The organism is Hydrogenophaga soli (assembly GCF_054777695.1).
The window spans coordinates 77,056-99,903 of the sequence record NZ_BAAHAK010000012.1 but is presented as its reverse complement, the minus strand read 5'-3'; the positions used below and the strand labels follow the sequence as shown (position 1 = coordinate 99,903).

At 63.7% G+C, this 22,848-nt stretch carries 24 protein-coding genes; 19 read left to right on the top strand and 5 right to left on the bottom strand.

Going from position 1 to position 22,848, the window contains the following annotated elements:
* Positions 1-5: 5 nt before the first annotated feature.
* Entirely contained in the window at positions 6-3,041 is a 3,036-nt protein-coding gene (locus ACYVB7_RS18415) for a bifunctional diguanylate cyclase/phosphodiesterase (protein WP_460510171.1), read from the top strand.
* 58 nt (positions 3,042-3,099) lie between these two features.
* Here the strand turns inward: ACYVB7_RS18415 and ACYVB7_RS18410 are convergent, their stop codons facing one another.
* The gene (locus ACYVB7_RS18410; protein WP_460510169.1) at positions 3,100-5,496 is read right to left on the bottom strand and encodes a methyl-accepting chemotaxis protein; all 2,397 of its coding nucleotides are present in this window, start codon (positions 5,494-5,496) and stop codon (positions 3,100-3,102) included.
* A gap of 208 nt (positions 5,497-5,704) precedes the next feature.
* On the opposite strand from ACYVB7_RS18410, the gene ACYVB7_RS18405 reads away from it, so the two are divergent.
* The 5 genes from ACYVB7_RS18405 to ACYVB7_RS18385 all read left to right on the top strand — a co-directional run bounded on the left by ACYVB7_RS18405 (position 5,705) and on the right by ACYVB7_RS18385 (position 9,223).
* The gene (locus ACYVB7_RS18405) at positions 5,705-6,241 is read left to right on the top strand and encodes a hypothetical protein (RefSeq protein ID WP_460510167.1); all 537 of its coding nucleotides are present in this window, start codon (positions 5,705-5,707) and stop codon (positions 6,239-6,241) included.
* A 45-nt stretch (positions 6,242-6,286) separates the two neighbouring features.
* Positions 6,287-6,730 (top strand): PTS sugar transporter subunit IIA, encoded by a 444-nt coding sequence (locus ACYVB7_RS18400; RefSeq protein ID WP_460510165.1) that lies wholly within the window; start codon positions 6,287-6,289, stop codon positions 6,728-6,730.
* Positions 6,699-6,968, top strand: coding sequence for an HPr family phosphocarrier protein (locus ACYVB7_RS18395; protein WP_460510163.1), 270 nt, complete (start codon positions 6,699-6,701; stop codon positions 6,966-6,968). The genes ACYVB7_RS18400 and ACYVB7_RS18395 overlap by 32 nt, the downstream gene beginning before the upstream one ends.
* Positions 6,965-8,731, top strand: coding sequence for a phosphoenolpyruvate--protein phosphotransferase (ptsP, locus tag ACYVB7_RS18390; protein WP_460510161.1), 1,767 nt, complete (start codon positions 6,965-6,967; stop codon positions 8,729-8,731). Before ACYVB7_RS18395 ends, ptsP begins: the two co-directional genes overlap by 4 nt.
* A 135-nt stretch (positions 8,732-8,866) precedes the next feature.
* Entirely contained in the window at positions 8,867-9,223 is a 357-nt protein-coding gene (locus ACYVB7_RS18385) for a carboxymuconolactone decarboxylase family protein (RefSeq protein ID WP_460510159.1), read from the top strand.
* A 55-nt stretch (positions 9,224-9,278) separates the two neighbouring features.
* On the opposite strand, the gene lipA is transcribed toward ACYVB7_RS18385, so the two are convergent.
* Genes lipA through ACYVB7_RS18370 form a run of 3 tightly spaced genes read right to left on the bottom strand, consistent with a single transcriptional unit; the run spans position 9,279 to position 11,268 of the window.
* Entirely contained in the window at positions 9,279-10,274 is a 996-nt protein-coding gene (gene lipA / locus ACYVB7_RS18380; protein ID WP_460510157.1) for a lipoyl synthase, read from the bottom strand.
* 38 nt (positions 10,275-10,312) lie between these two features.
* Positions 10,313-10,936, bottom strand: a complete 624-nt coding sequence (lipB, locus tag ACYVB7_RS18375) for a lipoyl(octanoyl) transferase LipB (RefSeq protein ID WP_460510217.1) — start codon at positions 10,934-10,936, stop codon at positions 10,313-10,315.
* 56 nt (positions 10,937-10,992) lie between these two features.
* Positions 10,993-11,268 (bottom strand): YbeD family protein, encoded by a 276-nt coding sequence (locus ACYVB7_RS18370; RefSeq protein ID WP_460510156.1) that lies wholly within the window; start codon positions 11,266-11,268, stop codon positions 10,993-10,995.
* A 99-nt stretch (positions 11,269-11,367) separates the two neighbouring features.
* Between ACYVB7_RS18370 and ACYVB7_RS18365 the strand changes: the two genes are divergently transcribed.
* The 11 genes from ACYVB7_RS18365 to ACYVB7_RS18315 all read left to right on the top strand — a co-directional run bounded on the left by ACYVB7_RS18365 (position 11,368) and on the right by ACYVB7_RS18315 (position 20,356).
* Positions 11,368-11,904, top strand: coding sequence for an ATP synthase subunit I (locus ACYVB7_RS18365; protein WP_460510154.1), 537 nt, complete (start codon positions 11,368-11,370; stop codon positions 11,902-11,904).
* Between the two features lie 15 nt (positions 11,905-11,919).
* Entirely contained in the window at positions 11,920-12,798 is an 879-nt protein-coding gene (atpB, locus tag ACYVB7_RS18360; protein ID WP_460510152.1) for a FoF1 ATP synthase subunit A, read from the top strand.
* Between the two features lie 62 nt (positions 12,799-12,860).
* Complete coding sequence (atpE, locus tag ACYVB7_RS18355; protein ID WP_066157632.1) at positions 12,861-13,112, top strand: F0F1 ATP synthase subunit C; 252 nt, start codon at positions 12,861-12,863, stop codon at positions 13,110-13,112.
* A gap of 136 nt (positions 13,113-13,248) precedes the next feature.
* Entirely contained in the window at positions 13,249-13,719 is a 471-nt protein-coding gene (locus tag ACYVB7_RS18350; protein ID WP_460510215.1) for a F0F1 ATP synthase subunit B, read from the top strand.
* Positions 13,720-13,737: 18 nt separating this feature from the next.
* Positions 13,738-14,268: a FoF1 ATP synthase subunit delta gene (locus ACYVB7_RS18345; RefSeq protein WP_460510150.1), complete on the top strand. Its 531-nt coding sequence runs from the start codon at positions 13,738-13,740 to the stop codon at positions 14,266-14,268.
* Between the two features lie 44 nt (positions 14,269-14,312).
* Entirely contained in the window at positions 14,313-15,869 is a 1,557-nt protein-coding gene (gene atpA, locus ACYVB7_RS18340) for a F0F1 ATP synthase subunit alpha (protein WP_460510148.1), read from the top strand.
* A gap of 30 nt (positions 15,870-15,899) precedes the next feature.
* Complete coding sequence (atpG, locus tag ACYVB7_RS18335) at positions 15,900-16,766, top strand: F0F1 ATP synthase subunit gamma (protein WP_460510146.1); 867 nt, start codon at positions 15,900-15,902, stop codon at positions 16,764-16,766.
* Between the two features lie 44 nt (positions 16,767-16,810).
* On the top strand, positions 16,811-18,220 hold the full coding sequence (atpD, locus tag ACYVB7_RS18330; RefSeq protein ID WP_460510144.1) for a F0F1 ATP synthase subunit beta: 1,410 nt from the start codon (positions 16,811-16,813) through the stop codon (positions 18,218-18,220).
* Positions 18,221-18,282: 62 nt separating this feature from the next.
* Positions 18,283-18,699, top strand: a complete 417-nt coding sequence (locus tag ACYVB7_RS18325) for a F0F1 ATP synthase subunit epsilon (protein WP_460510142.1) — start codon at positions 18,283-18,285, stop codon at positions 18,697-18,699.
* Positions 18,700-18,749: 50 nt separating this feature from the next.
* A complete protein-coding gene (locus ACYVB7_RS18320; protein WP_460510140.1) occupies positions 18,750-19,778 on the top strand; it encodes a YheT family hydrolase in 1,029 nt (342 codons plus the stop codon).
* Between the two features lie 11 nt (positions 19,779-19,789).
* Complete coding sequence (locus tag ACYVB7_RS18315) at positions 19,790-20,356, top strand: DUF2946 family protein (RefSeq protein WP_460510138.1); 567 nt, start codon at positions 19,790-19,792, stop codon at positions 20,354-20,356.
* A 52-nt stretch (positions 20,357-20,408) separates the two neighbouring features.
* Here ACYVB7_RS18315 and ACYVB7_RS18310 read toward each other — a convergent pair whose 3' ends face one another.
* The gene (locus tag ACYVB7_RS18310) at positions 20,409-20,894 is read right to left on the bottom strand and encodes a c-type cytochrome (protein ID WP_460510136.1); all 486 of its coding nucleotides are present in this window, start codon (positions 20,892-20,894) and stop codon (positions 20,409-20,411) included.
* A gap of 243 nt (positions 20,895-21,137) precedes the next feature.
* Between ACYVB7_RS18310 and ACYVB7_RS18305 the strand changes: the two genes are divergently transcribed.
* On the top strand, positions 21,138-21,929 hold the full coding sequence (locus ACYVB7_RS18305) for an ABC transporter ATP-binding protein (protein WP_460510134.1): 792 nt from the start codon (positions 21,138-21,140) through the stop codon (positions 21,927-21,929).
* Positions 21,916-22,806: an ABC transporter permease gene (locus tag ACYVB7_RS18300; RefSeq protein WP_460510132.1), complete on the top strand. Its 891-nt coding sequence runs from the start codon at positions 21,916-21,918 to the stop codon at positions 22,804-22,806. Before ACYVB7_RS18305 ends, ACYVB7_RS18300 begins: the two co-directional genes overlap by 14 nt.
* The last annotated feature ends 42 nt before the right edge of the window (positions 22,807-22,848 follow it).

Sequence of the window (22,848 nt, the reverse complement as noted above, 5' to 3'; positions counted from 1 at the left end):
ATGGCATGCGCGTCATGAAGCACTGGCTCCACATCGTCCGGTCGTGGCGACCACGCACCCTGGCCCTGCTGGTGTTGCTGGCGTCGGCCGTCGCCTCGCTGTTCTGGATGGTGGACAGCGAACAGCAACACCGCAGCGTGCTTCGCGCCACCACCACCCGTGCCGCGGCAGGGGCCGCCTTCAACCTGCGCCAGGCCCTGGATGCCGACCTGCGGGTGCTGGACCTGGTGGTGGTGCTGCTGCAGCAAGGGCAGGGAGAGGTGGCGGGCTTCGAAACCCAGGTGGGCAAACTGCTGCACCGGGCTCCCGACGTGATGTCGGTGGGGCTGTTGCCCGACGGCGTGCTGGCCCACTCGGCCCCTGCCGAAGACATTCCCCGCGACATGGGGCGCAGCGTGTTGGAGGGGCCGCACAAGCACCCCGACGCCGTGCGGGCGTTCCAGGAGGGGCGGCGCATCGTGTCCGAGCCCGAACGCGGGGCCGATGGCAACTGGGTGGTGTGGGTCTACCAGCCCATCTACCTGGGGGCGTCCGAGGCGGCGGTGGGCGGCTCTGCTCCCCCGCCATTCCCTGGCGACTGGTGGGGCCTGGTGCGCATGGCCATCGACCTGGAGGGGTTGCTTTCATCCAGCCGCCTCGATCAGGTGGAAGAACAGGGGTATGACTACGAGCTGGTGAGTTGGGCCGATCCGGTGTCCCCCCAGGACACACGGGAGGCGCTGGCGGCTTCCCAGGCGCTGAAGGGCGCCATGGACGACCCGGTGGAAATGGACACCAGCCTGTACGACCTGAAATGGCGCTTGCGGCTGGTGCCCACCGGGGGGTGGAGCAGCTCGTCCACCCTGCGCCTGAAAATCGCCTGGGCGCTGGTGTTCAGCGGGGCCATGTCGGGTTTGGCCTACCTGCTGGGGCAGCGCCTGCAACTCACCCGCAGCCTGTTGCAGAACCTCACGGACCATGTGCCCGGCGTGTTGTACCAATACCGGGTGCAGCCCGATGGCCGTGCCCGCTTCCAATACCTGAGCCCGGGCATTGAAGCCCTGGTGGGGCTGAGCCAGGAGGCGCTGTCCCGCTCCGACGCGTCGTGGTGGGAACGCCTGGTGCAGGAGGATGGAACCTCCCTGCAAAGCGCCCTGAAGCACGCGTTGGTGGACATGAACACCTTCGAGACCGACTTCCGCATGCACATGCCCGATGGCAGCGTGCGCTGGTTCTGGACCCGGGCGCAGCCGCAGCGGCAGGACGACGGAGCGGTGGTCTGGCACGGTTACCTGGCCGACTGGACCACCGAAAAGCAGACCGAGGACGCCCTGCTCCAGAGCAGCCATTTGCTGACCGAGGCGCAGGAGGTGGCCCGCCTGGGCTACTTCTTCACCGACGTTCGTTCGGGCCGGTGGACCAGCTCCACGCTGCTGGACGACATCCTGGGCATTGGCGCGGATTTCGACCGCACCACCGAGGGCTGGAACAGCCTGGTGGACCCGGCCTACCGCGACAGCCTGCGCGACGCCTACCAGGCCGCCGTGGCGGCCCGCACCGGCTTCAACGTGGAGTACCCCCTGTGCCGCCCAGTGGACGGACGCATGATCTGGGTCCACCTCATGGGGCGGCTGGAGTTCGACGACCAGGGCCGCCCCACGCGCCTGGTGGGCACCGTCCAGGACATCAGTGCCCGCAAGAAGGCCGAGGCCGACATCCGCAGCCTGGCCTACTACGACCCCCTGACCGGTCTGCCCAACCGGCGCTTGCTGCTGGACCGCCTGAGCCAGGCCTTGGCCGAGCGTGCGGCGGACGGCCAACACGGGGCGCTGATGTTCATCGACCTGGACCACTTCAAGGACCTCAACGACACCCTGGGGCACGACAAGGGCGACGCCCTGTTGCGCATGGTGGCCTTGCGTTTGCTGAGCTGTGTGCGCGAGCACGACACCGTGGCGCGGTTGGGGGGCGACGAGTTCGTGCTGCTGCTCGACCGGCTGGAAGTTGCCGCCCCGGACGGACAAGGCCCGATGGACCCCACCCGCGCGGTGGAGGACCTGGGACTCACCCTGGTGTCCACCCTCAGCCGTCCCTACCCCTTGGGTGGAGGCCAGCACACCAGTACGCCCAGCATTGGCGTGGCCCTGTTCTCCAACGACGGCCTGTCGGTCGACGACGTGCTCAAACGCGCCGACGTGGCCATGTACCAGGCCAAGGCCGCCGGGCGCAACACGCTGCGCTTCTACGACCCGAGCATCCAGGCCGAGCTGGCCGATCGGTTGCGTTTGGCCGAAGACCTGCGCGCCGCCTTGCTGGGCGATCAACTCTTCCTGCAGTACCAGCCCCAGCACGATGCCAGCGGTGCGCTGGTGGGGGCCGAAGCCCTGCTGCGCTGGCGCCACCCGGTGCGGGGCATGGTGTCACCTGCGGTGTTCATCCCCTTGGCCGAGCAGGTCGGGCAGATGGAGGTGCTGGGCCAATGGGTGCTCAACACCGCCTGTCGACAACTCAGCGAGTGGCTGACCCACCACCCGCTGGCCCAACGGCACCCGGGCTTCACCCTGGCCGTCAACGTCAGCGCCCACCAGTTCCGCAGCCGCACGGTGGTGGCCGACGTGCAGCGGGCCCTCAGCCTGACGCAACTGCCCCCGGGTGTGCTCAAGCTGGAGCTGACCGAGAGCCTGATGGTCCACGACGTGGAAGACATCATCGCCAAGATGAACGAGATCCGCCTGCTGGGCGTGCTGTTCTCCCTGGACGACTTCGGCACCGGGTACTCGTCGCTCACCTACCTCAAGCGCCTGCCGTTGGACCAGCTGAAGATCGACCAGTCCTTCGTGCGCGACGTGCTCACCAGCGCCCACGACGCGGCCATTGCCCGCACCGTGGTGGCCCTGGGGCAGACCCTGGGCCTGGAGGTGATGGCCGAAGGGGTGGAGACCACGGCCCAACGCGCCTACCTGCACGACCTGGGCTGCACCCGCTACCAGGGCTACCTGTTCAGCAAACCCCTCAACGCCGACGATTTCCTGGCCTACGCGCTGCGAGAAAGTTATGTATAAAAATGGCCTCTAGCGCTTTGTATGAAAGCGTGAGCAGCTATTGTTTTTGAATTTACTGTCACTGGCCAACGTTGATTCGGTTCAACTCCGCCAGGGTTTTGACGGCGCTGCGGTAGGCCCCGCAGCCGATCAGGCGGTTGTCGTCCAGCGGCAGCACATACGACGCCTTGCCCTTCACCTCGCCCGTCACCAGGTTGATGATGTTGTATTCCACCCAGCCGCCCCCTGAGTCTGCGCGTTTCCAGGCGTCGGTGATGAGCTGCTGCGCATCCAGGCCCGGGGCGGCGCTCAGGTGGGTGCCCACCTTCTTTTCGTCCATGCCCATCACGCGGTAGTAGCCCTCGCGGTCGAACACAAACACATACAGGTCGCGGTCGATGAACGGCCCGGGCTTGGTGTGGAAGTCCTTGAACGCCCGGTCAAACCCCACGCGGCGGAGGTGTTCCGCTGCCTTCAGGGTGAGTTTCTTGGCCTCGTCGGCGGTGCCTTGGCGCAGGTGGATGTGTTCCACCGCATGCGCCAGTTGTGTGGCCCGCTCGATGAGGCGGTGCGAGCGGTGCTGGGTGCGTTCCACCAACGCCGAGTTCTCGGCGGTGACCGAGTCCAGGTCGCCCACGGCCACCACCACCTCGCCCAGCGATTGGCTCTGGGTGGCGCTGGCGTCGGCAATGCCCTGCATGCCCTGGGTCACGTCGTTGATGTTGGACACCAGGGCGTCCATGAGTTGGTTGACCGAGGCGATTTCCGTCACCGAGGTGTTGACCCGGCCCGCCGACTCGGCAATGAGCTTGCGCACTTCGGAGGCCGCCTGCTGTGTGCGTTGGGCCAGGTTGCGCACTTCCGAGGCCACCACGGCAAAGCCGCGCCCCTGTTCCCCCGCCCGAGCCGCCTCCACCGCGGCGTTGAGCGCCAGGATGTTGGTCTGGAAGGCAATGCTGTCGATGGTGCCGATGATCTCGGTCATCTTGGTGGAGGTGGTCTTGAGCGTGTCCATGCTCTTGACGGTCTGCCCCATCAGGTTGCTGGCTTCGCCCGTGCGCTGGCGCAGGCTGAGCGTCATGCCGCTGACGTCCTTGGCCACCACGGCGTTCTGCTGCACCATGTCGCCCACCGAACGGACGTTGGAGGTGGTTTCCTCCAGGCTGGAGGCCTGGGCCTGGGTGCGGTCGGCCAGCAAGGTGCCGTCGTTGACCAATGCCGTGCCCACGTCGCCCACCAGGGCCGCGGCGCTGCGCACCTCTGCCACCAGGTCGGACAGCTTGCTCAACATGGTTTCGAACGAGTGCCCGATGTCGGTCAACTCGTCACGGCCTTCCACCTTCACCATGGAGGCCAGGTCCCCCTGGGCGGCTTCGTCCATGGCGCGACGCAATGCATTGAGGCTGCTCAGCGTGGCCGAGCGGAAGCACAACATGCCGTAAACCAGCAGCACCAGCCCGGCCAGTGACACGGTGACCGAGAGGATGAGTTGCCGGGTTTGGGACTGCAACCGCGCTTGCAACTGCTGGCTCAGCTGGGCCTGCACGTCGTGAATGAAGACCACGGCCTTGTCGATGGCACCGGTGCCGCGCTGGAAGTAGGGGGCCGGGTCGCCCTCGGGCGCCCCCGAGGCAAAGGCCTGTTCGGCATCGGCGACAAACCCCAGCGATTGGTCCAGCGCGGGTTTCCAGGAGGCTGGTTCAGCATCGCCCTGGCGTTTCATTGCGGCCAGCTTGCCTTCCAGCGTGTGGGTCATCTGGCGGACCTGGACACCGAGCCCCAACACCTGACTGACCTCCTGGGGCGTGGCCTGCTTGCGCGCCATCAGCCCGGCGCCGGTGCCACGCAGCTGACCCAACAGTTCCACCCACGGGATGCTGCGTTCGACCAGGATGTCCATCAGGAAGTAGGCGCTGGCTTCCGGGTCCAGCAGCAGGCCCGAGGTTTCACCGGCATACACCACCAGCTCGTGCATGCGCTGAATGGCCTCACTGTGTCGGCTCCAGGCCTTGGCGGCCTGGCTGCTGTCCACGTCCTGCATCAGCGTGGTCAGCAGGTTCTTTTCTTCCGCCCACCGTTGTTTCAGATCCAACTGTGGGTACGCCGCCACGGTCTGGTCCATGTGCGCCATGGCGGCATTGAGCTTGCTCCGTGTGGCATCCAGCGGGGCCTTGGCGCTGCTGTCACCCGACAGCAGGCGGTGACTGAGCCCGCGGTGCGTCTGGGTGTTCAACACCACGTCCAGCGCCGTGTCCAGCACGGCCAGCCCCTGGGTTTCTTTCTGCGTGGCCTGACGCCCCTCCACCAGCACCTTGGACAGCAGCACCAGGGCCAACACCAGCGGAATCACGGCCATCAAGGCCATGGCACTGAGTTTGGTGCCCATGCGAAGCCGACGCATTGCAGAAACGCCAGGGCGCATCAGCATGGGAATGCCTGTGCGGCGGGGAGCCGAAGGGGAAGGGGGTGCGCTCATGGGGCCTCGTGAACAATCAATGGGCGAATATGGGGCAGTTTATGCATGCATTGGTGGTTTTGACTGATGTGCAAAGGGTGCGAAGGGGTTTTCCCGTCGGTGTTTTCCCCAGGATGGCTCACCCGCGCAACCACTGGGGGTATCACTCCCGATGGAGGCCTTGCGCGGTGGTGAAATGGCAGCCTTTCAACCGTGACAGGAGAGGGTGATGACGTGGCACCGTGTGCGCCGGTGGGGCTGGGGGTGTGCCCTGGTGTTGTGGGGGTGTTCACCCACGTTCAACTGGCGTCAGGTCCGGGCGGAGGGGTCGTCGGTGGCGGTCTTGTTGCCCTGCAAGCCCGATCGGGCGGTGCGTTCCGTGACCCTGGCGGGGCAGGCGGTCCAACTGTCCATGCTCAGTTGTGATGTGGGGGACTTGACCTTTGCCCTGGCGTCGGCGCCACTGCCCCCAGGCTTGTCGCCCGATGTGGCGCGGCAGGCCTGGCAGCAGGCGTCGCTGGCCAGTTTGCGCGCCGCCCCTGACGCGGCGCGGCCTTGGACGCCGGGCGTGCGGCCTGTCACACCGGCCACCGCGTGGGCGGGCTGGCAGGCGGTGGGAACACGTCCGAATGGCCAGCCCGTGGCGGCCCAGGCCCTGCAGGTGGTGCACGGCGCGGAGCTGCTGCAGCTGGTGGTGTACGGCCCGGTGGCGCCCGACGTGGCCCAAACCCTGTGGGAGGGGGTGCAGCCCGATGCCGTGCGCTGATGTTTCGTTCATTCGGGCCACCGGGGTGGCCGATAATGGCCGCCCATGAACGGCATCCTCGTCATGGCCCATGCGCCGCTGGCCTCCGCCCTGCGCCAGTGTGTGTTGCACGTTTTTCCGGACGCGGGGGCTGCGGTTGTGGCGCTGGATGTCCAGCCCAACGAGCAGCCCGAAGTCACCTTGCTGCAAGCCCGCATGCTGGTGGACCAGATGGGGGCCGAGCAGGTGCTGGTGCTGACCGACATGTTCGGCGCTACGCCTTGCAACGTGGCCCAGCGTCTGGTGGACGGCGTCAAATCCCGCTTGTTGGCGGGCGTCAACCTGCCCATGCTGCTGCGAGCCGTGACCTACCGCCACGAAGCCTTGGACCTGCTGGTGTCCCGGGCCCTGGCGGGAGGCACCCAAGGCATTTTGGCCGTGAGCGTGACCGCTCCTCAGAACCAGAACCGACGACACCATGATCAAGACCACCACCACCATCAGCAATAAGCTTGGACTGCACGCCCGCGCATCGGCCAAACTGACCAAGCTGGCCGGCAGTTTTCCCTGCGAGGTCTGGATGAGCAAGGGCGACCGCCGCATCAACGCCAAAAGCATCATGGGGGTGATGATGCTGGCCGCAGGCCTGGGTTCCACCGTCGAGCTGGAAACCGATGGCCCCGACGAGCACGCCGCCATGGAGGCGCTGCTGGCGCTGATCGCCGACAAGTTCGGGGAAGGCGAATGAGTTTTTCCGTCCATGGCATCGCGGTGTCCAGCGGGGTGGCCATTGGCCGCGCCGTGCTGGTGGCGTCCAGCCGCATGGACGTGGCCCACTATTTCATCGAGCCCGACCAGATCCAGGCCGAAATCGGACGCCTTCGCCGGGCCCGCGACGAAGTGGCCGCCGAAATCGGGCGCGTCCAGGCCAGCCTGAACGGGCTGTCCGGCAAAGATGGTCATGTGGAGCTGGCCGCGCTGCTGGACGTGCACCTGATGCTGCTGCAGGACGAGCACCTGACCGACGGCGTCAAGCACTGGATCGTGGACCGCCGTTACAACGCCGAATGGGCGCTCACCACCCAGCTCGAACAGGTGGCCCGCCAGTTCGACGAAATGGAAGACCCCTACCTGCGCGAGCGCAAGGCCGACCTGGAGCAGGTGGTCGAACGCATGTTGCGGGTCATGCGCGGGGTGGGCTCGCCGGTGGCCTTGCCCCCCGCGCCCAGCCGAAAGGCCCCGCAGGGGCTGCTGCTGGACGACACCATCGACGTGCCCCTGATCCTGGTGGCCCACGACCTGTCGCCCGCCGACATGCTGCAGTTCAAGCAGAGTGTGTTTGCCGGTTTCGTGACCGACGTGGGCGGCAAGACCTCGCACACCGCCATCGTGGCGCGCAGCATGGACATCCCTGCCGTGGTGGGCGCGCGTTCGGCCAGCCACATCATCGAGCAGGACGACTGGATCATCATCGACGGCGAGGCCGGCGTGGTCATCGTCGATCCGTCGCCCATCATCCTGGCGGAATACGGCTTTCGCCAACGCCAGACCGAGGTGGAGCGCGAGCGCCTCAGCCGCCTGCGCAACACCCCCTCGGTCACGCTCGACGGCGAGGCCGTGGAACTGCTGGCCAACATCGAGCAGCCCTCCGACAGCGTGGCCGCGCTGCGGGCGGGGGCTGTGGGGGTGGGGTTGTTCCGCAGCGAATTCCTGTTCATGGGGCGCCAGGGCAACCTGCCCGACGAAGAAGAGCAGTACACCGCCTACCGCGCCGCGGTGGAAGGCATGGAGGGCCTGCCCGTCACCATCCGCACGGTGGACGTCGGGGCCGACAAACCGTTGGACCGGGGCCGCGTGACCGAGGACCACCTCAACCCGGCGCTGGGGCTGCGCGCCATCCGCTGGAGCCTGGCCGAACCGGCCATGTTCCTCACCCAGTTGCGGGCCATTCTGCGGGCGGCCCACCATGGCCCCGTGCATTTGCTCATCCCCATGCTGGCGCACGTGTCCGAGATCCGGCAGACCCTGGCGCTCATCGAGCGGGCACGGGGCCAGCTGGTGGCGCAGGGCGTGCCCCATGGCGCGGTGCAGGTGGGGGCCATGATCGAGGTGCCCGCCGCGGCGCTGATGGTGGACGTGTTCCTGCGCTACTTCGACTTCTTGTCCATCGGCACCAACGACCTCATCCAGTACACCCTGGCCATCGACCGGGTGGATGAGTCGGTGGCCCACCTGTACGACCCCTTGCACCCGGCGGTGCTGCAACTCATTGCCCGCACCATCGCGGCGGGTCGTCGCTTGGGCAAGACCGTCAGCGTCTGCGGTGAATTGGCGGGTGACACCACGCTGACCCGCCTGCTGCTGGGCCTGGGCTTGCGCAGCTTTTCCATGCACCCGGCGCGGTTGCTGGCCGTCAAGCAGCAGGTGCTGCGTTGCGACGCCCGCAAGCTGGAGGCGTTGGCGCAGGCCGTGCTGGTGGCCGAAGAACCGGCGCTGGTGCTGGCGGGCTGAGGGCTTTCATCAGCGGTTGCGCATATACCTGTTTCCTTTGAGCGAAGTCAAAGGCAGATACGGGTGGGAGTGTCAGACTGGTTGTCTCCGGGCGATGTTCGTCGCCGTTGTTCAGCCCCTTTGCCACCCATTGCCATGAGCACCTTCCACCACGCCGACCTCATCCAAGACATCAATGCCAGCCTGACCCCGTTTCGCAAGGCCCAGCCCGAGGCCATGGCGGGTTTTGGACAGCTGGCCCGCGCGGCCATGGCCGAAGGGGCCATCAACGCCAAAAACAAGGAGTTGATCGCCTTGGCCATTGGCATCACCCAACGTTGTTCGGGCTGCATCGGCTTTCACGTGAAGGCGCTGCAAAAGCTGGCATGCACCCGTGCCGAGCTTGAAGAAATGCTGGCCATTTGCGTGTACATGGGCGGTGGCCCGGCGCTGATGTACGCCGCCGAAGCCCTCCATGCGTGGGATGCCATGGCCACACCAGCCCAGGGCTGATTCAAAGCCTTTTTGGCCTCTACCGCTTTTCAATAAAGCGGTAGGCGCTACAAAATCAGGAGTTTTGGGGTGTGGGCGCCAGCACGTGCCCGGCCTGCTGGTCGGCGTGGTAGCTGCTGCGCACCATGGCGCCCACGGCTGCATGGGTGAAGCCCATGGCGTAGGCCTTTTCCTCGAACATCTTGAACGTGTCGGGGTGCACGTAGCGGCGCACGGGCAGGTGGTGCCCGGACGGGGCCAGGTACTGCCCGATGGTCAGCATGTTGATGCCGTGGTCCCGCATGTCCTGCATCACGGCCAGGATTTCGTCATCGGTCTCGCCCAGGCCCACCATCAGCCCGCTCTTGGTGGGGACGTCGGGGAACAGGGCCTTGAACTTCTTGAGCAGGTTCAGGCTGAAGGCGTAGTCCGCCCCTGGGCGGGCTTCCTTGTACAGCCGTGGCACCGTTTCCAGGTTGTGGTTCATCACGTCGGGCGGCGCGGCCTTGAGGATGTCCAGGGCTTTGTCGTCACGCCCGCGGAAATCGGGCACCAGCACCTCGATCTGGGTGTGGGGCGACAGCTCGCGGGTTTTTTGAATGCAGGCCACGTAATGCCCGGCACCACCATCGCGCAGGTCGTCCCGGTCCACGCTGGTGATGACCACGTACTTGAGTTTCAAGTCGGCAATGGTCTTGGCCAGGTTGTCAGGCTCAAGCGGGTCCAGCGGGTCGGGGCGGCCATGGCCCACGTCGCAGAAGGGGCAGCGGCGGGTGCACTTGTCGCCCATGATCATGAACGTGGCCGTGCCCTTGCCAAAACACTCGCCGATGTTGGGGCAGCTGGCTTCCTCGCACACCGTGACCAGCTTGTTGGCTCGCAGCACGTCCTTGATTTCGTAAAAACGGGTGCTGGGGCTGCCGGCCTTCACGCGAATCCACTCGGGTTTGCGCAGCGTTTCGCCGGGAACCACCTTGATGGGAATGCGTGACACCTTGGCGGCAGATTTCTGTTTGGCCGAAGGGTCGTAGGCGGCGGACGGCGCGTCCGGTTGCTGCTCAGGGGAAGACATGGATGTGAGGCGAAAAGCGGGATGAAGTGGCCGGGTGTTCAAGAGCCCAGCAAGGCCTGAAGTTCGTGTGACCAGAGGTTTTGGACCTCTTGCGGTGCGATATGGATGCCGATTGTAGAAAGGTCAACCGTCTGCAAACCCTCGTAACCACAAGGGTTGATGCGCCGGAAGGGTTCCAGGTCCATGGCCACGTTGAGCGATGCGCCGTGGTAGCTACAGTGCCGCGTGACCTTGATGCCCAGCGCGGCGATCTTTCCCAACCCTTGGAAAGACGGCGTGGGCCCGCTGACGGCGGGGGGGGGCAATGCGCGGTGGTCGCGGGGATCATCCAGGCGGACGTAAATGCCGGGGGCGCTGCGCACCCGGTGCCCGGTCACACCCAGGTGGCTCAAGGTGCGGATGACCGACTCTTCCAGCCGGTACACGTATTCCTTCACAAAATACCCGGCGCGTTTCAGGTCCAGCAGCGGGTAGGCCATGACCTGCCCCGGGCCATGAAACGTCACCTGCCCACCGCGATCGGTCTGGACGACCGGAATGTCGCCCGTGTTCAGCAAATGCGAGGGCAGCCCGGCCAGCCCTTGGGTGAAGGTGGGCGGGTGCTCGCACAGCCAAAGTTCATTCGGGGTGGCGCCATCGCGGGCCTGGGTGAACGCCTGCATGGCCTCAAAGGTGGGCAGGTAATCCACCCTGCCCAGGGCTTTGACCACCAGCGCGTTCAAAGCACCACCTTGACCATGGGGTGGCTGGTCAGGGCCCGGTACAGGTCGTCCAGCTGCTCACGGCTGGTGACGCGCACGGTGAGTGTCAGCCCCAGGTAGGTGCCACTGCTGCTGGGGCGCTGTTCCACGGTGTGGCCCAAAAAATCCGGGTCGAAACCGCGTGCCAGTTCCACCATGGTTTCCAGAAAACCGGGCACGGCAGCCCCCATCACCTTGATGGGGAAACGACAGGGGTATTCAATCAGGCTGGCGGTGGTGGGGACAGAGGACATGGGGTGAAAAAGGGGTGTTGACGGTCCGATGGGGTTTCTACTTATAATGGCTGGCTTTGCGGCGCAGGTCAACGGGCCGTAACCTGGATGTAATGCTTGATGAACACAATCGATCAGGTTTCCAGGAAGCCTTGCACAAAGCTCAATGCCAACCCCGGCAACGGCGTTGATGGGGTGGAAACTGAGGATGAAGACAACAACTTCAAGCCTCTGACGGCTCAAGAAGCTGAAGAATGGCGTTTGCGGCAGCGCACGGTGTCCATTTGGCGTGTGCTGGGTTGGCAGTTGCTGGTGGGTGTGTCGGTTGGCTTCCTTTGGTGGGGTCTTTCCGGGCGACTCGTCGGAGCCCTCTCGGTTTGGTATGGCGCTGGGGCGGTTTGGTTCCCCGCCGTGCTGATGGCTTGGGGGCTGACTGCCGGAAGGCTTTCCAAAGCGTTGTCGGTGTTCCCAAAGGGGTCGCTGGCGGCGGTGATGTTTTGGGAAGGGGTCAAAGTGCTTCTTTCCGTGATGCTGATGGCGCTTGCGCCAAAGCTGTTGGTTCAGGTGGACTGGCTGGCTTTGCTGGCGGGTCTGGTGGCGGTAATCAAGGTGAACTGGTTGGCCCTGTGGGGGTTGAGCCGTTCAACTGCAAACTGATGGTTGATGTGAACTATGTCTGCTGAAGCGCATGCTTTGACACCCGGCGAATACATTCGCCACCACCTGCAGCATCTGCAGAATCACAAGCAGACTTCGATTGTTGACTTCTCGGTCATCAACATCGACTCCGTGATTTTCAGTTCCATCCTGGGTGCGTTTGTGTGCTTCGTGCTGTTCATGGCTGCACGCAAGGCGCATGCCGGTGTGCCGGGTCGCTTTCAGGCCGCGGTGGAAATGCTGGTCGAGCTGGTGGACAACCAGGCCAAGGCCGTCATCCACAACGCACAAAGCCGCAAGCTGGTCGGACCTCTGGCGTTGACCGTGTTTGTGTGGATCTTCATGATGAACTTCATGGACATGCTGCCGCTGGACCTGTTGCCTCAGATTTGGGCGGCCATTTACGAAGCCCAAGGCCACGATCCGAGCCATGCCTATTTGCGCGTGGTGCCTTCGGCGGACCTGTCCACGACCTTGGGTCTGTCCACCTCCGTGCTGGTCATGTGCCTGATCTACAACATCAAGATCAAAGGCCTGGGTGGTTGGACGCATGAGTTGGTGTGTGCGCCTTTTGGCACCAGCAAGAACCCTGTGTGGGCTGTGCTGCTGGGGGTGGTCAACTTCCTGATGCAAATGATCGAGTTCGTTGCCAAGACGGTGTCTCATGGCATGCGACTGTTCGGCAACATGTTTGCCGGCGAACTGGTGTTCATGCTGATTGCTCTGCTGGGTGCCTATGCGGCCACTTCGCTGGGTGGTGGGCTGTTCTTCATCGGCCACATCATCGCCGGTACGGTCTGGACGCTGTTCCACATCCTTGTGATCACGTTGCAAGCGTTCATTTTCATGATGCTGACCTTGATTTATCTGGGTCAAGCGCATGACGCGCACTGACCTCGCGCATTGGTTTCCTTTCCCATCCCTTTCTTTCTCAACTTAGTTCCTTAGGAGTCATCATGGAAAACGTTCTGGGTCTCGTCGCTCTGGCTTGTGGTTTGATCGTTGGTCTGGGTGCCATTGGCGCTTCCATCGGTATCGCCCTGATGGGTGGCAAGTTCCTCGAATCCTCTGCTCGTCAACCCGAGCTGATGAACGACCTGCAAACCAAGATGTTCATTCTGGCCGGTCTGATCGACGCTGCATTCCTGATCGGTGTGGCCATCGCCCTGCTGTTCGCGTTCGCCAACCCCTTCCAACTGGCCGCCTGATCGCAGGTCATTCAAGGCTGGGTCGCGGGCGCCCTTCAGCGTGGACAGGTGATTCCTCGCCTGTCCTCATCATCGCAAGAGGCCGCCCAGACGCCGATTGCGTACACCCCCTGAACACACAAAGAAAGGTGTTGCTGTGAACATCAATGCAACGCTCTTTGCGCAGGCGATTGTTTTTGCCATTCTGGTGTGGTTCACGATGAAGTTCGTGTGGCCGCCCATTGCCAAGGCACTCGATGAGCGCGCTCTCAAAATTGCCGAGGGTCTGGCCGCGTCCGAAAAGGCCAAGACCGAACTGTCCGTGGCCAACAAGCGGGTTGAAGAAGAGTTGAGCAAGTCGCGCAACGAATCCGCCACCCGTCTGGCTGACGCCGAGCGTCGTGCCCAGGCTTTGATCGAAGAAGCCAAGACCCGTGCGACCGAGGAAGCTGCCAAGATCGTGGCCGCTGCCCGTCAAGAGGCCGAGCAGCAAGTCGTCAAGGCTCGCGAAGCTTTGCGTGAAGACGTGGCCACTTTGGCGGTCAAGGGTGCAGAGCAAATCCTCCAGCGTGAAGTCAACGCCGCTGTTCACAGCGAGTTGCTGGGTCGTCTGAAGACCGAACTCTGATACAAGGCAGATCACATCATGGCTGAAGTTGCCACCGTTGCCCGGCCCTACGCCGAGGCCTTGTTCCAGTCCATCGGCGTGCAGCCGAATGCGCCCACTGAATGGTTGGACGAGCTGGCGCAAATTTCTTCAGACGAGCAGCTCCGGCAGTTTGCCGACAACCCCAAGGTCACCGATGATCAAATCATGGCGGTGTTCCAGTCGGTTGTGCGTTCGCCGCTGACGACCGAGGCGGGCAACTTCCTGCGGTTGATCGTCGAGAACGGTCGCTTGTCCGCGTTGCCAGAAATTGCCGCTCAGTTTCGCACCCTGTGCAATCAGCGTGCGGGCGTGGCCGACGCCGTGGTTCAGAGTGCATTCCCCATTGATCCCTCGCAACTGTCGGAGATCACGGGGCTGCTGGAAAAACGTTTCGGTCGCAAGCTGAACCTCTCTGTTGAACTGGTGCCCGACCTGATCGGTGGCATTCGCGTGGCTGTGGGTGATGAAGTGCTCGACACCTCCATCAAGGCACGGCTGGAACAAATGAAAGTGGCCCTCACGGCGTGAGCCGAGGTCGCGAGTCACAACACACATGTAAAGAGGAACGAGTCATGCAACTCAATCCAGCAGAAATTTCTGAACTGATCAAGTCCCGGATTCAAGGGGTGTCAGCGTCCACCGACGTCCGCAACCAGGGCACCGTGGTCTCCGTGACCGACGGCATCGTTCGTGTCCACGGCCTGTCGGACGTGATGCAGGGCGAAATGCTGGAGTTCCCCGCGACCAAGGACGGTGTGGCCACCTACGGTCTGGCACTGAACCTGGAGCGCGACTCCGTGGGTGCGGTGATTCTGGGTGAATACGAGCACATCTCCGAAGGCGACACCGTCAAGTGCACGGGCCGTATTCTGGAAGTTCCCGTGGGTCCTGAACTGCGTGGCCGTGTGGTCAACGCCCTGGGGCAACCCATCGACGGCAAGGGGCCCATCAACGCCAAGCTCACCGACGTGATCGAAAAGGTGGCCCCAGGCGTGATCGCCCGCCAGTCCGTGGACCAGCCGATGCAAACCGGCCTGAAGTCCATCGACTCCATGGTGCCCATTGGCCGTGGCCAGCGCGAACTGATCATTGGTGACCGCCAGACCGGTAAGACGGCCGTGGCCATCGACACCATCATCAACCAGAAGGGTCAGAACATGACCTGTATCTACGTCGCCATCGGTCAGAAGGCGTCGTCGATCAAGAACGTGGTGCGCGCCCTGGAACAAGCCGGTGCGATGGAATACACCATCGTGGTGGCCGCTTCTGCCTCCGAATCCGCTGCCATGCAGTACGTGTCGGCCTACTCGGGCTGCACCATGGGTGAATACTTCCGCGATCGTGGCGAAGACGCCCTGATCGTGTACGACGACCTGTCCAAGCAAGCCGTGGCCTACCGTCAGGTGTCCCTGCTGCTGCGTCGTCCTCCCGGCCGTGAAGCTTTCCCTGGCGACGTGTTCTATCTCCACAGCCGCCTGCTGGAACGCGCCGCCCGCGTGAACGCCGACTACGTCGAAGCCTTCACCAAGGGTGAAGTCAAAGGCAAGACCGGTTCGCTGACGGCGCTGCCCATCATCGAAACGCAAGCCGGTGACGTGTCCGCCTTCGTGCCGACCAACGTGATTTCCATCACCGACGGCCAGATCTTCCTGGAAACCAGCCTGTTCAACGCCGGTATCCGTCCCGCCATCAACGCCGGTATCTCCGTGTCCCGCGTGGGCGGTGCCGCTCAGACCAAGTTGATCAAAGGTCTGTCCGGTGGTATCCGTACCGACTTGGCCCAGTACCGTGAACTGGCTGCGTTCGCGCAGTTCGCTTCCGACCTGGACGAAGCCACCCGCAAGCAGCTGGACCGCGGTGCCCGCGTGACCGAACTGCTGAAGCAGGCACAGTACAGCCCGCTGCCCATCAGCTTGATGGGCGCCACGCTGTACGCCGTGAACAAGGGCTTCATGGACGACCTGGACGTCAAGAAGGTGCTGTCGTTCGAATCCGGCCTGCATGCCCACCTCAAGGACAAGCACGCTGCGTTGCTGGCCAAGCTGGAAAGCACCAAGGCCATGGACAAGGACGCGGAAGCCGAGCTGAACGCCGCCATCACCGAGTTCAAGAAAACCGGCACGTTCTGATCTGCCCGACAGATCGGATAAGGAGCATCTATGGCAGCAGGCAAGGAAATACGCGGCAAGATCAAATCGGTGGAAAACACCAAGAAGATCACCAAAGCCATGGAAATGGTGGCCGCGTCCAAAATGCGAAAGGCCCAGGACCGCATGCGTGCGGCCCGGCCTTACAGCGAGAAGGTGCGACACATTGCGGGCAACCTCAGTCGCGCCAACCCGGAATACTCGCACCCCTTCATGGAAACCAACGAAGGCGACACTGTCGGCTTCATCGTGGTCACCACCGACAAGGGCCTGTGCGGGGGATTGAACACCAACGTGCTGCGTGCCGTCACCAACCAGTTGCGTGAAGTGCAGGCTCAGGGCAAGAAGTCACAGGCAGTTGCGTTCGGCAACAAGGGTCTGGGTTTTCTGAACCGCATCGGTGCCAACGTGGTGTCGCACGCGGTGGCACTGGGTGACACGCCCCACCTGGAGCGTCTGATTGGCCCCATGAAGGTCATGCTCGACGCGTACAGCGAAGGCAAGGTCAGCGCGGTGTACCTGTGCTACACCCGTTTCATCAACACGATGAAGCAAGAGCCTGTGGTGGAGCAGTTGTTGCCGCTCAGCGCTGCCACGCTGCAAGGTGAGTCGTCGTCTCACGACTGGGACTACATCTACGAGCCGGATGCGGCCACGGTCATTGACGACCTGCTGCTGCGCTACGTTGAAGCGCTGATTTACCAGGCGGTTGCCGAGAACATGGCGTCGGAGCAGTCTGCTCGCATGGTGGCCATGAAGGCTGCCACCGACAACGCCGGCAACGTGATCGCTGAACTCAAGCTGGTCTACAACAAGACCCGTCAGGCCGCGATCACCAAGGAACTGTCGGAAATCGTCGCCGGTGCCGCAGCAGTTTGACGCACCACGAAAACAACATTCAAGCAAACGTTAAGGATTCAATCATGGCTCAAGCTCAAGGCAAGATTGTTCAGTGTATCGGTGCCGTGGTGGACGTCGAATTCCCCCGTGACCAGATGCCCAAGGTGTACGACGCCCTGAAAATGGAAGGTTCTGCGCTGACTTTGGAAGTTCAGCAGCAGCTGGGTGACGGCGTGGTCCGTACCATTGCGCTGGGTTCGTCCGACGGTCTGCGTCGTGGCATGGTGGTGTTCAACACCGACGCGCCCATTTCCGTGCCCGTTGGCAAGGCCACCCTGGGTCGCATCATGGACGTGTTGGGCAACCCCATCGACGAACGTGGTCCTGTCGACCAGGCCGTCACCGCCTCCATCCACCGCAAGGCCCCCGCGTATGACGAGCTGTCTCCTTCCCAGGAGCTGCTGGAAACCGGCATCAAGGTGATCGACTTGGTGTGCCCGTTTGCCAAGGGCGGTAAGGTGGGTCTGTTCGGTGGTGCCGGTGTGGGCAAGACCGTGAACATGATGGAACTCATCAACAACATCGCCAAGGCTCACTCGGGTCTGTCGGTGTTCGCTGGTGTGGGCGAGCGTACCCGCGAAGGGAACGACTTCTATCACGAAATGGCCGATTCCGGCGTGGTGAACCTGGAGAACCTGGGCGAGTCCAAGGTGTCCATGGTCTACGGCCAGATGAACGAGCCCCCGGGCAACCGTCTGCGCGTGGCCCTGACCGGTCTGACCATTGCCGAGTCCTTCCGTGACGAAGGCCGTGACGTGTTGTTCTTCGTGGACAACATCTACCGTTACACCCTGGCCGGTACCGAAGTGTCCGCGCTGCTGGGTCGCATGCCTTCCGCCGTGGGTTACCAGCCCACGCTGGCCGAGGAAATGGGTCGTCTGCAAGAGCGGATCACCTCCACCAAAGTGGGCTCCATCACCTCCATCCAGGCCGTGTACGTGCCGGCCGACGACTTGACCGACCCGTCGCCCGCCACCACCTTTGCTCACTTGGACTCCACCGTGGTGCTGTCGCGTGACATCGCCGCACTGGGTATCTACCCTGCCGTGGACCCCCTGGACTCCACCAGCCGTCAGTTGGACCCCAACGTGGTGGGTGAAGAGCACTACGGTACCGCACGCGCCGTGCAAGGCACGCTGCAACGCTACAAGGAACTGCGCGACATCATCGCCATTCTGGGCATGGACGAACTGGCCCCTGAAGACAAACTGGTGGTGGCCCGCGCTCGCAAGATGCAGCGTTTCCTGAGCCAGCCTTTCCACGTGGCCGAAGTGTTCACCGGTTCCCCTGGCAAATACGTGCCTCTGAAGGAAACCATCCGTGGTTTCAAGATGATCGTGGCGGGTGAGTGCGATCACCTGCCCGAGCAGGCGTTCTACATGGTGGGCACCATCGACGAGGCCTTCGAAAAGGCCAAGAAGCTGGCAGCCTGATCGGCTTCATGCCGTCATGTCCCCGGCGGGTGCGGTGCACCCGCCATTGACAGGAAAAACACATGAGCTCGATTCAAGTTGATGTGGTCAGCGCCGAAGAGTCCATCTTCAGCGGTCCGGCCAAGTTTGTCGCCCTCCCGGGCGAAGCGGGCGAGCTGGGCATTCTGCCCGGGCACGTTCCGCTGATCACCCGCATCAAGCCCGGTGCCGTGCGCATCGAAAAGGCCGATGGGGGTGAAGAGTTCGTTTTCGTGGCGGGCGGCATCCTGGAGGTTCAACCCAACCACATCACGGTGTTGAGCGACACCGCGATCCGTGGCAAGGACCTCGACGAAGCCAAGGCCAGCGACGCCCGCCGTGCCGCGGAAGAAGCCATCAAGAACGCCAAGAGCGACATCGATCTGGCCAAGGCCACGTCGGAGCTGACCGTGATGGCGGCCCAGATCGCTGCGCTGCGCAAGTACCGCCAGCGCAAGTGAGGCAAACCCTCTTCTCAGAAAATCCGGCCTAGCGCCGGATTTTTTTTGCCATGACCGTTCCCAACCCGTTGTTGTTCGACGCACCACCCCATTGGCTGCCGGGCGGCCACCTGCAAACCCTGGTGCCTGCGTGGTGGGGCCGCCGCAGCCCGCCTGACGTGCCGTGGCAACGAGAGCGCTGGGACACACCGGACGGCGACTTTGTGGATGTCGACTGGTTGGTTCACCGCGAGGAACCGGCGCAGTCTTCGCCTTTGGTGATTCTGTTTCATGGGTTGGAAGGCTCGTCGGAAAGCCATTACGCCAAGGCGTTGGCGTCCGTGCTGCATGCGCACCATTGGGGACTGGGGGTGGTCCATTTTCGGGGCTGTTCCGGAGAGCTGAACCGAGCCCCGCGGGCCTACCACTCAGGCGACGTGGAAGAGGTTCAGTGGATGCTGGAGAGAGTCCGCCGCAGGCACCCCGGGCGTCAGGTGGTGGCTGTGGGGGTGTCGCTGGGGGGCAACGTGTTGATGCGCTGGGCCGGTCTGCGCGGACTGGGGGCTGCTCAATGGGTGGATGCCGCGGTGGCGGTGTCGGCACCTCTGGATTTGACGGCATGTGGAGAGGCCTTGGGACGCGGCTTCAACCGCCGTGTGTACACCCCGTTGTTCTTGCACACCATGTTGCCCAAGGCGCGGGCCAAATGGGCGCAACACCCGGGCCTGTTTGATCTGCATCGGTTGTCGCGTTGCCGCACACTGTATGAGTTTGACGATGCGTTCACTGCGCCCGTTCATGGTTTTGGAACGGCACAGCGCTATTGGTGCGAGGCGTCAGCCAAACCCGTGCTGGGGGCCATTGGCATTCAGACCTTGATGGTCAATGCCGTGAACGACCCGTTTGTGCCGAGTCATTGCCTGCCCCGCCCCCACGAGGTGAGCCGTTGCGTCACCCTGTGGCAACCGCGTCGGGGTGGTCATGTGGGATTCCCCGTGGCTGGGGCCAGGGGGATGTCGGCTTCATTGACCGGAGCGCTGCCTCGCGCCGTGGTCGCATGGGTGGCGCAGGCGCTGGGCGTCGGGACGGACATCACCTGAAGGGATGCATGATGGATGACATTGTCAAAGCCGCCATGGCCAAATGGCCCAACGTGCCTGACTGCCTCGGATGGCTGGGCTTGGATGACCGGGGGCAGTGGTGGATGCGGGATGAGCGGGCGCAAGCGGCTGGGCCGTTTCAGCTGCCTGCCCAACACCCCCAAGCCCAGCAGGCGCGGGGTTCCCGCCTGCAGCACGACAAGCTGGTGGCGTTCATCGGTCGCAACTACCACCGTGACGACCACGGACACTGGTTCTTCCAGAACGGACCCCAGCGGGTGTTTGTGGAATTGATGCGTGCGCCATGGGTGTGCCGGTTGCGCCAGGGCGAAAGCGAACGGGTGAGCCTTCACACGGGGGTGGATGCATCGGTCCAAGCCGTGTGGTTGGATGACCAAGGCTTGTTGTACGTGCATACGCCGCAGGGGTTGGCACTGGTGCACAGCCAGGACATGGGCATTGCCGCAGACCTGTTGGAGGCGGGACTCTGGCATGCCGAAGCGTGTCGTTCAGACCAACTCCAAGCCCAATTCGGCCATGTGCTGAGTCCGGCCCAAGAAAAAACCCCGCGGGCCTGAGCCACAGCGGGGTTGTTCGGTGCGTGCCATGCACGCGAATGTCAGACCGGCTTCAGGGAGCGGCGGGTTCTTCAAACTTGGCACCACCGGCATTGGCCATGTGGGCCACAGCGCGGGAAATTTCCAGGTCGGACAGCAAGCCGCCCTTCTGAGGGCCCATGGCGTTTTTGCCGTTCATGGCGGAGTTGACCAACGCTTTGAACCCAGCGCCGATGCGTGGACCCCAGGCTGCGGCGTCGCCAAATTTGGGAGCACCCACCAAGCCGGCTGCATGACAAGCCGAGCACTGTGCGGCATAAGCGTCAGCCCCGTTGCGCAGCTTCTTTTCACCCGTTTGGAGCTCCACCGAGCCGACGCGCTGGAGGCGAATGGCGGTGGCCAGTTCAGACGTGTCAGCACCCGCCGCAGGCTTGTTGGCGGAGGTCACGTAGTACACCAGGCCGATGATGACGAACACCGGGACGACAAAAGAGAAAAACGACGTCCACAGCAGCTGTGCGGGGGTCTTGATGGGGCCGGTGTGAGAGTCGTGGCTCATGGTGTTCTCAAAGGAAGGGGCAGACTTTGATGCGGGGGAACCCGGAGCGGGCACAGGATTATAGGTGCCCGGGCGTACGGGGCCATGCAGAGGCCCAAGCGCACAATCTGGTGCATCACTTCGCCGCTTTGGTGCATGGCGAGGGGTCACCTTCTGGGGAAAACCACCAGCCGGTTGGCACAGCCATTGCTTTACATTGGACTTCCTGGCCGATTGGTCAGGTTCCTGAGGATTCTGGCTCCCATGACGACATCCATTCCAGCTGCACCCCACGCGGTCCAGGTCCGGCAGGCGCACGTGGTCTACCCCGCCCCGGACGCCCCGGTTCATGCCTTGCAGGACATCCAGCTCGACATTGAGCAAGGGGAGTTTGTCTCCCTCATCGGGCCTTCAGGCTGCGGCAAGACCACCTTGCTGCGGGTGATTGCCGACCTGGAGCCCATCACCTCAGGGGAGGTGCTGGTCAATGGCCTCACGCCGCATGACGCACGCCTGCGCCGCGCCTATGGTTACGTGTTCCAGGCCCCCGCGCTGTTCCCGTGGCGCACGGTGTTGTCCAACGTGATGCTGCCCTTGCAGATCCAGGGCCTGGACAAGGCCACGGCCGAAGCCACCGCCCGCGAGCAGCTGGGGCGGGTGGGCCTGGCCAACTTCGAAAAGAAATACCCCTGGCAACTGTCGGGCGGCATGCAGCAACGGGTGTCCATTGCCCGGGCCATGGCGTTTGAGCCACGCATCCTGATGATGGACGAGCCGTTTGGCGCCCTGGACGAGATCACCCGCGACAACCTGAATGAACAGTTGCAACAACTGTGGCAGCGCGAGCGGCGCACGGTGGTGTTCGTCACCCACTCCATTGCCGAAGCGGTGTACCTGTCCACCCGCATCGTGGTCATGTCGCCGCGGCCCGGGCGCATCGTCAAGGTGATTGACTCCACCTTGCCCGACGAGCGCCACCTGGGGTTGCGCGACACCCCGGAGTTCATGCAGCTGGCGCACGAAGTGCGGGAGGCCCTGGCCGATGGCCACCATTGAACGCGCCCCCTGGAAGGCCAACGCCGGGCCGGTGGCATTGGTGGCGGCGGTGGTGTTGCTGCTGTGGTACCTGGGCGCCTGGGGCTTGAATGCCCAGGGGGCCATTGAACGCGTGCTGGAGCCCCAAAACCAGCCCTGGACCTGGACCGACCTGTTGCGGGCCACCTTGTCGATGGAGCGGCCGGTGTTGCCCTCGCCGCACCAGGTGGCGCTGGACTTCTGGAGCAGCCTGGTCGACTGGCCGCTGAACTCGCCGCGCAACCTGCTGTTTCATGTGGTGGTGACCGGCGAAGCCACCTTGCTGGGTTTTGCCATGGGCACGGTGCTGGGCGTGGTGCTGGCTGCGCTCATCGTGCACTCGCGCTCGCTGGACCGTGCGCTGCTGCCGTGGATCGTGGCGTCGCAAACCATTCCCGTGCTGGCCATCGCGCCCATCGTGCTGGTCATTCTGGGCAGCCTGGGCTTTGCCGGGGTGTTGCCCAAGGCGGTGATTGCCATGTACCTGTGTTTCTTCCCGGTCACGGTGGCCATGGTGCAGGGCTTGCGCAGCCCGCAGCGCATCGAAACCGAGCTGATGCACACCTACGCCGCGTCGCGCTGGCAGGCGTTCTGGATGCTGCGCATGCCGTCGGCCTTGCCCTTCCTGTTTCCAGCGTTGCGCGTGGCCATTGCGGCGGGCCTGGTGGGGGCCATGGTGGCCGAGCTGCCCACGGGTGCGCAAGCCGGCCTGGGGGCACGGCTGCTGACGGGCTCGTACTACGGCAACACGGTGCAGATCTGGTCGGCCTTGCTCATGGCTTCCTTGCTGGGCATGGCGCTGACCGCGGCGGTGGCCGCATTCGAGCGCCTGGTGCTGCAAAAGGGAGGCAAGAAGTGAGATCTCAAAACAATAGCAATATTGCCAATCATGAAAAGCGTG

What these genes read in the sequence shown, in the direction of transcription:
- atpD (WP_460510144.1), top strand. Translation starts at nt 16,811, where the DNA reads ATGGCTCAAGCTCAAGGCAAGATTGTTCAGTGTATCGGTGCCGTGGTG.
- ACYVB7_RS18365 (WP_460510154.1), top strand. Translation starts at nt 11,368, where the DNA reads ATGAACACAATCGATCAGGTTTCCAGGAAGCCTTGCACAAAGCTCAAT.
- ACYVB7_RS18405 (WP_460510167.1), top strand. Translation starts at nt 5,705, where the DNA reads ATGACGTGGCACCGTGTGCGCCGGTGGGGCTGGGGGTGTGCCCTGGTG.
- ACYVB7_RS18370 (WP_460510156.1), bottom strand. Translation starts at nt 11,268, where the DNA reads ATGTCCTCTGTCCCCACCACCGCCAGCCTGATTGAATACCCCTGTCGT.
- ACYVB7_RS18305 (WP_460510134.1), top strand. Translation starts at nt 21,138, where the DNA reads ATGACGACATCCATTCCAGCTGCACCCCACGCGGTCCAGGTCCGGCAG.
- ACYVB7_RS18385 (WP_460510159.1), top strand. Translation starts at nt 8,867, where the DNA reads ATGAGCACCTTCCACCACGCCGACCTCATCCAAGACATCAATGCCAGC.
- atpE (WP_066157632.1), top strand. Translation starts at nt 12,861, where the DNA reads ATGGAAAACGTTCTGGGTCTCGTCGCTCTGGCTTGTGGTTTGATCGTT.
- ACYVB7_RS18345 (WP_460510150.1), top strand. Translation starts at nt 13,738, where the DNA reads ATGGCTGAAGTTGCCACCGTTGCCCGGCCCTACGCCGAGGCCTTGTTC.
- ACYVB7_RS18395 (WP_460510163.1), top strand. Translation starts at nt 6,699, where the DNA reads ATGATCAAGACCACCACCACCATCAGCAATAAGCTTGGACTGCACGCC.
- atpG (WP_460510146.1), top strand. Translation starts at nt 15,900, where the DNA reads ATGGCAGCAGGCAAGGAAATACGCGGCAAGATCAAATCGGTGGAAAAC.
- ACYVB7_RS18415 (WP_460510171.1), top strand. Translation starts at nt 6, where the DNA reads ATGCGCGTCATGAAGCACTGGCTCCACATCGTCCGGTCGTGGCGACCA.
- lipA (WP_460510157.1), bottom strand. Translation starts at nt 10,274, where the DNA reads ATGTCTTCCCCTGAGCAGCAACCGGACGCGCCGTCCGCCGCCTACGAC.
- ACYVB7_RS18400 (WP_460510165.1), top strand. Translation starts at nt 6,287, where the DNA reads ATGAACGGCATCCTCGTCATGGCCCATGCGCCGCTGGCCTCCGCCCTG.
- ACYVB7_RS18310 (WP_460510136.1), bottom strand. Translation starts at nt 20,894, where the DNA reads ATGAGCCACGACTCTCACACCGGCCCCATCAAGACCCCCGCACAGCTG.
- ACYVB7_RS18320 (WP_460510140.1), top strand. Translation starts at nt 18,750, where the DNA reads ATGACCGTTCCCAACCCGTTGTTGTTCGACGCACCACCCCATTGGCTG.
- atpA (WP_460510148.1), top strand. Translation starts at nt 14,313, where the DNA reads ATGCAACTCAATCCAGCAGAAATTTCTGAACTGATCAAGTCCCGGATT.
- ACYVB7_RS18300 (WP_460510132.1), top strand. Translation starts at nt 21,916, where the DNA reads ATGGCCACCATTGAACGCGCCCCCTGGAAGGCCAACGCCGGGCCGGTG.
- atpB (WP_460510152.1), top strand. Translation starts at nt 11,920, where the DNA reads ATGTCTGCTGAAGCGCATGCTTTGACACCCGGCGAATACATTCGCCAC.
- lipB (WP_460510217.1), bottom strand. Translation starts at nt 10,936, where the DNA reads ATGCAGGCGTTCACCCAGGCCCGCGATGGCGCCACCCCGAATGAACTT.
- ACYVB7_RS18410 (WP_460510169.1), bottom strand. Translation starts at nt 5,496, where the DNA reads ATGAGCGCACCCCCTTCCCCTTCGGCTCCCCGCCGCACAGGCATTCCC.
- ACYVB7_RS18325 (WP_460510142.1), top strand. Translation starts at nt 18,283, where the DNA reads ATGAGCTCGATTCAAGTTGATGTGGTCAGCGCCGAAGAGTCCATCTTC.
- ACYVB7_RS18315 (WP_460510138.1), top strand. Translation starts at nt 19,790, where the DNA reads ATGGATGACATTGTCAAAGCCGCCATGGCCAAATGGCCCAACGTGCCT.
- ptsP (WP_460510161.1), top strand. Translation starts at nt 6,965, where the DNA reads ATGAGTTTTTCCGTCCATGGCATCGCGGTGTCCAGCGGGGTGGCCATT.